The sequence below is a fragment of the Enterococcus sp. CSURQ0835 genome (assembly GCF_902706605.1).
GTDB lineage: Bacteria > Bacillota > Bacilli > Lactobacillales > Enterococcaceae > Enterococcus_A.
On sequence record NZ_CACSLH010000025.1, the window covers coordinates 39,855 to 46,008 of the forward strand.

The following is a 6,154-nucleotide window of genomic DNA, read 5'->3' on the forward strand; positions in this document are numbered from 1 at the left end:
TCCTAGTCATTCATTTTTAAATACGCCTTGAATAATTCTAAATCATCCGTCGTCGTCAATTTGATATTTTTATCTGAACCAGCCGCAAAATAAAGTGTCTCTCCCAATTCTACCATCATCGTATTCGTATAAGAAGAATCTGTCATCCCGACTTTGTCTTTGATAGCTTGATCATATGCCCACGCTAACTTCTTAAATCGATAAGCTTGTGGTGTTGAAACGCGACGGATCGTGTTCCGATCAATATATTCTTTTGTAGTTTCCTCCGTTGCTTTTAGAAAAATCTGTTCATTGTAAGGTAGTGATGTTACTGCATTCCCGTGTTCTTTTGCTTTTACAATAACATCAGATAAGACCAGCTCATCCACTAATGGTCGAATCCCATCATGGATCACGATCGTATCATCAGGATCAGAATATTGTTTTAAAAATTGGACCCCATTGTTGATCGACTCTTGCCCAATTGAACCGCCTTGAATGATCCACTGAACTTTTTTTAATCCATACTCATGGATATAGCCCCATAAAGTTTCTTCCCAGCCAGTCTTACAAACGACCAATACACGATCCACTAACGGGTGACGCTCAAATGATTCTAAAGTATAAATAATAATGGGCTTACCATTCACCGTGATAAACTGCTTTGGGATATCTTGTCCCATGCGTTTTCCGACACCGCCTGCAATAATCAATGCTGTGATCATTTCTTTGAATCCCCCTTCAAATAATAGATTCCACGATATTTTTCATACGGCTGATCAGGATCGATATAAACAGCTTCATGGACCGACACTTGTTTTTCCTTTGATGGTCGTTGCATATAATTACCAAAGGCTTTTTTCAAGTAGCGATCATAACCAATGGGAATCGGCATTTTTCTATCTTCAAAAGGAACTTGGATCGCTTGCGAAAAATCTTCTGCATGATAGATGTTGCCCATGTAACGTGGACCAACACAGAGTTCTGTTACCCAACCAGTTTGCTCATTGTTATATCTCGTCATTTGTTTTTCAGCGTACTTCCAGATCTTATAGCGTAAAGCCTTACTAGGAACAATCGCCAGCAGAGCTTTACTGCCAAAAGCGATGATTCCTCCATGATTTTTAGGAACAATTTGATTACAATACAACGCATAGATTAACGCCCAAATTTTTTGAGCCCTTCGTTTCATAGGCTTAACTGGTGCGACATCCAAAGGAAAAATATCAATCGCAATCCCATGAGGCAAGTCCAAATCTTTCTGATAGGTTTTGATAAAAGTCGTTTGCCGATCTCGAATCGTAGTAAAAAGATTATGATCAACATAATCTTTTTGTGCACGTAAAATTGGATATCGATCATTTAACGTACTCTGTTGCCACAATCGATAGAATTTCTCATAATCAGTACGCGGCATAAAAAAATCTAAATCATCATCCCAAGGTACGAAGCCCTTTTCACGAACTGCACCAATGACTCCCCCGCCGCAAAAGTAACATAGCAAATGATGTTTTTGACAAAACTCTACGATCAGGGTTGCCATCTGTAAAGTCGTTCCTTGAATTTTTTTTAATTTTGGATCAGTACTATACATAAATTCCCTTCTTACTTTCGTAATCGCTTCTCATAGATTTTTCCTCTCACTGAATTTGGTAACAGACTGACAACCATATGGGCAGAACAAGAAACTGCTAAGTCTGCCCAAGTTCCTAATCCTGCCTGATAAATTTTTTTCCGTCCTGCTAACCCACGAGTAAAATATTTCAGACCGCCTCGGCGAGCATACATATTTTCACCTGTCCGAGCATAGACGAGCGGCTCTTGGAGGTTTTGCCCCCGATAGCCGGCTTTTAATAAACGAGCCCACAAATAATAATCTTCAAAACCGGATAAAGGCTGATAATTTCCGACCGTTAAGATCGCTGACTTTTTAAACATGACGGTCATGTGATTGAAAGGATTCCGTTTTTTAGAAAATTCCCGGATTGCGTGATTTGTTGCTGGCACGATTCGCTGACCAGTGATTTCTGATGGAACTGTCGCAAATTCAGCGATATTCGAACCAACGATTGCAAGCGTAGGATCAGCATCAAATGCTTGAAGCTGTTTTTCTAAGCGAGTCGGCACCATGATGTCATCGGTATCCATCCGTGCGATCAATTCATTTCGGCACGCCAAGACGCCTTTAGCTAGTGCTGTCCCCAGCCCGGCATTTTCTGCTAAGGGAACTACTTTGATGATGTTGGGGAATTTTTTTTGATACGCGTTGATCACATCTTGCAACAATTGCGTGATCGGCCCGTCTAAGACTAAGACGACTTCTGCAGCTGGTGAGGTTTGATCAAAAATACTTTGAAGTGCTTGTTGTAAATACGTCGCTTGTTCTTTTTCATAAACGGACAACAGCACACTGACTGCTTTTTTCATCGCGCACCTCCTGTTTACTGATAAATCTTGTCAGTTGGAAAATCGATACTCCGTAAGTTATCGATTGCTTCATCTTCTGCTAACCCTTGAGAAGACACTTTATCAAATAAGATCTTGATCGTTTGCAATAAGATCTTCAAGTCCAACAACAGCGAATATTTCTTGATATACAGCAAGTCAAATTTTAATTTGCTATCATAGTCAGAAACATATTTGCCATAGACTTGCGCATACCCGGTGATGCCAGCTTGTACATTATGACGCAAATAATAATAAGGATTTTCTGCATTGAACTGATCGACAAAAAATGGTCGTTCAGGACGTGGCCCCACAATGGACATATCTCCTTTTAACACATTGAACAGTTGCGGCAATTCATCAAAGCGCACGGCGCGAATAAATTTTCCCACCGGAGTGACACGCGCATCATGACTTTTCGCTAACACGGGACCTGACTTTGCTTCTGCTGTTGCACTCATGGAACGAAATTTGTAAATCGGAAATTCTCGCTGGTCTTTGGTGATTCGAATTTGTTTGTAGATCACTGGACCCGGTGAAGTGACTTTGACTAACAGCGCAGTCAACAGCATGAAAGGTGAGGCGATCACTAATAAAACCAATGAAACGACGATATCAAATAAGCGTTTGAACAAAGCTTGTTCCGAATTGATTTTAAACCCAGTCGACTCGATGATACTTTCATCTTCAAAGTTCATAATGTTCGGATTGATCATGATCAGATTTTCAAAAGTAGTATTCAAAAATAATTTTTTTTCTTTTTTCGTTACTAGTTGATAGATTTTTCTTTTTTCAGCTTCGGCGATCTCAGAAGCTAGATACACGATGTCCACTTGATCGATCAAGCGAGTCAAGTTGTCAGTGAAGTGATCGATGATGACACTACAGACACGATGCTTGTTGTTTTTTTGCGAGGCAAAGTTTTGAACCGCCGGCGCGACATCTTTTTCAAAGCCCACGATCACCACTTGTTTATCTCGGCTGACCTTGAGATACGTTTTATAGATGATCAAGCGATAAATACTTAACAAGATCGTACTTAAAATAAAAGAATACAAGATGACCATCCGCGGAAACGCAAACCAGCGTCCAGCAAACGTAATAGTCATGATCGCAAAGGACATCAAAACTTGGCTGATGACCGTCACAAACACGATGTCACTTGTGATCCGATTATAAAAAACATATGCCCCCAGTAACAGATTCAACGCAATAAAAAAGATGGAGATAAACAGCGCTGAATTTTCGAATGTCTCAAAATTCCGTTGCGGGATCGTCCCGTGAAATTTCAGCCAAAAACTGAAAAAAATCGCGATATTATACACGATCACATCAAACAGGATAATGAACAACCGTCGCGCGCCACTCCATTCTCCATTTCGATTCATATAAATTTACACACTCCTATTTTCCCAATAATCCAGCTACAATCTTACCACAGCCCTATCTAAAAGCCCAGTTATCCCTAGAAAAATAAAGGAAATTAAAAAGAGACTGTTCACAATTTTTTCTGTTTTGCTCAAACCGAGCCATTACGATTTTTCTTCAACCATCGTCCCCACAAAGCTTGAACTCCAGCAATCAGCAAAAACAAGATCACTAAAACGCCGATTGCGATCACACGAGTCACGGGTGTTTGAATGACGCCCGCGCCATCGACTCTTCTCACAGCTAAAAAAATAATCCCAACGATAAATAGTAAAATCCAAACTATGTTCATGAGCTTCCATAATTTCATCTCATTCAACCTCCATGACTTTTTCTGCTTAAAATTATAACACGCTGAAAAAAAGAGTGAGTCTTTATGATCCTACTCCCTTACATTGAGCATTGTCTTTTGAGCGTAATTTTTTACGTTTTACACTCCAAATCAAAACAATCAGGAGACCTAAAAATTTAAACCCTAGAATGATTTTCAAATCAATGCTGGGACGATAACCCACGATAACTGAGTTCACACCAGGTTTAGCATTGACCACCAAGGCTCCGATCAAACTTTTTCGTACTTTTGTCGAAGCGAGCTGTTGTTGATTGTAAAAAATTGTCGAGTGATCATAAATCACAACAGGGACAATCACCTTTTTGGCTATCTTTTGCCGCCATTTGATTTGTAAACGACCATCAGCTAAAACTTTTTTCGTTTTATTCAATGGGTTTTCAATAAATTGTTCAATATATAATTGATAAGGCTCAGCTTGATAAACTTTTGTTTGACTGCTAGTGATTGGCAAATAATCTGGCGTACCTTTCACCAATTGCCGTAACCCAGCAGATAAATCTCGGCTACGAAAAGCAGTCCGAATTTTTTGCGGGTCTTGTTCACTCTTTTCTTTTACGACATTGCTTAATTCCAATGGATCATTTCCCGTCCAGATCCATGTTTGGGTATACATTGCTTGGTTGACACTGAAAACTGCAAAAAAAGCGGCGACCACTAATAATACCAAGCAAATCTTTTTTGCTTCATTTGTTTGAAATTTAACGGTCAATTGTTGCAACGTTCGTCCAAACCCCAGCAGCAATAAGACATAGGCGACCATCGCAAATCGATGGGGAAATTGAATCAGTTTGATAATCGGAATCCATTGAGGTAAATTGTCCCAAGGTAAAAGTCTTGATGAAAAAATTAAAAAAGTGGCGCCAACGCCGATCATCAATCGTTCAACCGTTAAAAGTTTTTTCCAGTTCAAAACAGCATAAGTGATTTGAAAAATAAAAATCGACGTGAAGATCAAACCAGCATCGTGTAAACTCATTTGCCCCGTCGAAAATTTGAGAGTATCACCTAACATATGGTCCAGTTGAAAAGGTTGTAAAATATTATTTGATGAATAAACATCTAACACACTAGCTACTGAATTAGCTGATAATAAAACAAATACGATCACCGCGAGCCCTAAACGACCTAGCCAAGTACCTTTTTGTGCTGACTGAAAAAAACTATAAGTAAGCATCGGTAAAATCGCTAAGATGCCAATCAGCCAACTTAATATATGAGTCGAGAATAAAATTGCGACCGGAACAGCTAACAAAATGGGATCAATCGGCTTTTTTTTGTCTTGAATTGCTTTTAACGCTGGAATAAAAAGTAGCGGTAAGAAAGCGGCACCCCAACCATTGAATGCTTGCCAAATAGCATAATAAGCTACCGTACTTGAATACATATATAAAATAGCAATCGCAAGTGCAAATTGGTCGTGTAAGCGTAAATATTTTCCTAATAAATACATCGTGAAGCCACTCGTGAAAAAACATAAGAATGCTGAAACGATTTGGAATTTCAGCCAACTCTTAAAAATTACTAGTAATACTGCTTGAAAAAAAGCAAAATCATAACCGTATAATGCATTGATGATCCGACCACTTTGATTAAATCCAAAAAGCGTTTGATAATAGTTAAACTTTCCTTGCGACAGTTGTGTGGCTAGTTCATAGAACCGGTTAAAATGAAAAACAGCATCCGCTCCTATAGACAATGATCGCCGATAGATTTGCGGTGAGACCATGATAAATGAAACAAAGATCAGAACACTGATTACCGTGAATAGTTTTTTCATTTTTGCAGAGGACATCACCACCCTCCCTTTCTTTTCCAAATTGCGCTAAATCAAAACCACCCGTGTGAACGGGTGGTTTGCTCTTCGGCTGAAAGCCTCTATTACCGGCCACGGCCTAAAAGGCCCTCTGAAAGGTCTCCCTTCCGCACCACTTCTACTCGCTGATTCTAAAA

Annotated in this window: 6 protein-coding genes; all 6 read right to left on the reverse strand. The window is 39.4% G+C overall.

Features of this window, described 5'->3' with window-relative positions:
• Positions 1–2: 2 nt before the first annotated feature.
• Complete coding sequence (locus GVJ38_RS10370) at positions 3–704, reverse strand: IspD/TarI family cytidylyltransferase (protein WP_159723090.1); 702 nt, start codon at positions 702–704, stop codon at positions 3–5.
• Positions 701–1,573, reverse strand: coding sequence for a LicD family protein (locus GVJ38_RS10375; RefSeq protein WP_159723091.1), 873 nt, complete (start codon positions 1,571–1,573; stop codon positions 701–703). Before GVJ38_RS10375 ends, GVJ38_RS10370 begins: the two co-directional genes overlap by 4 nt.
• An 11-nt stretch (positions 1,574–1,584) precedes the next feature.
• A complete protein-coding gene (locus GVJ38_RS10380; protein WP_159723092.1) occupies positions 1,585–2,406 on the reverse strand; it encodes a glycosyltransferase in 822 nt (273 codons plus the stop codon).
• Between the two features lie 14 nt (positions 2,407–2,420).
• Positions 2,421–3,812: a sugar transferase gene (locus GVJ38_RS10385; protein ID WP_159723093.1), complete on the reverse strand. Its 1,392-nt coding sequence runs from the start codon at positions 3,810–3,812 to the stop codon at positions 2,421–2,423.
• 131 nt (positions 3,813–3,943) lie between these two features.
• Positions 3,944–4,162: a DUF3923 family protein gene (locus GVJ38_RS10390; RefSeq protein ID WP_159723094.1), complete on the reverse strand. Its 219-nt coding sequence runs from the start codon at positions 4,160–4,162 to the stop codon at positions 3,944–3,946.
• Between the two features lie 64 nt (positions 4,163–4,226).
• Entirely contained in the window at positions 4,227–5,996 is a 1,770-nt protein-coding gene (locus GVJ38_RS10395; protein ID WP_159723095.1) for a hypothetical protein, read from the reverse strand.
• Positions 5,997–6,154: the final 158 nt, after the last annotated feature.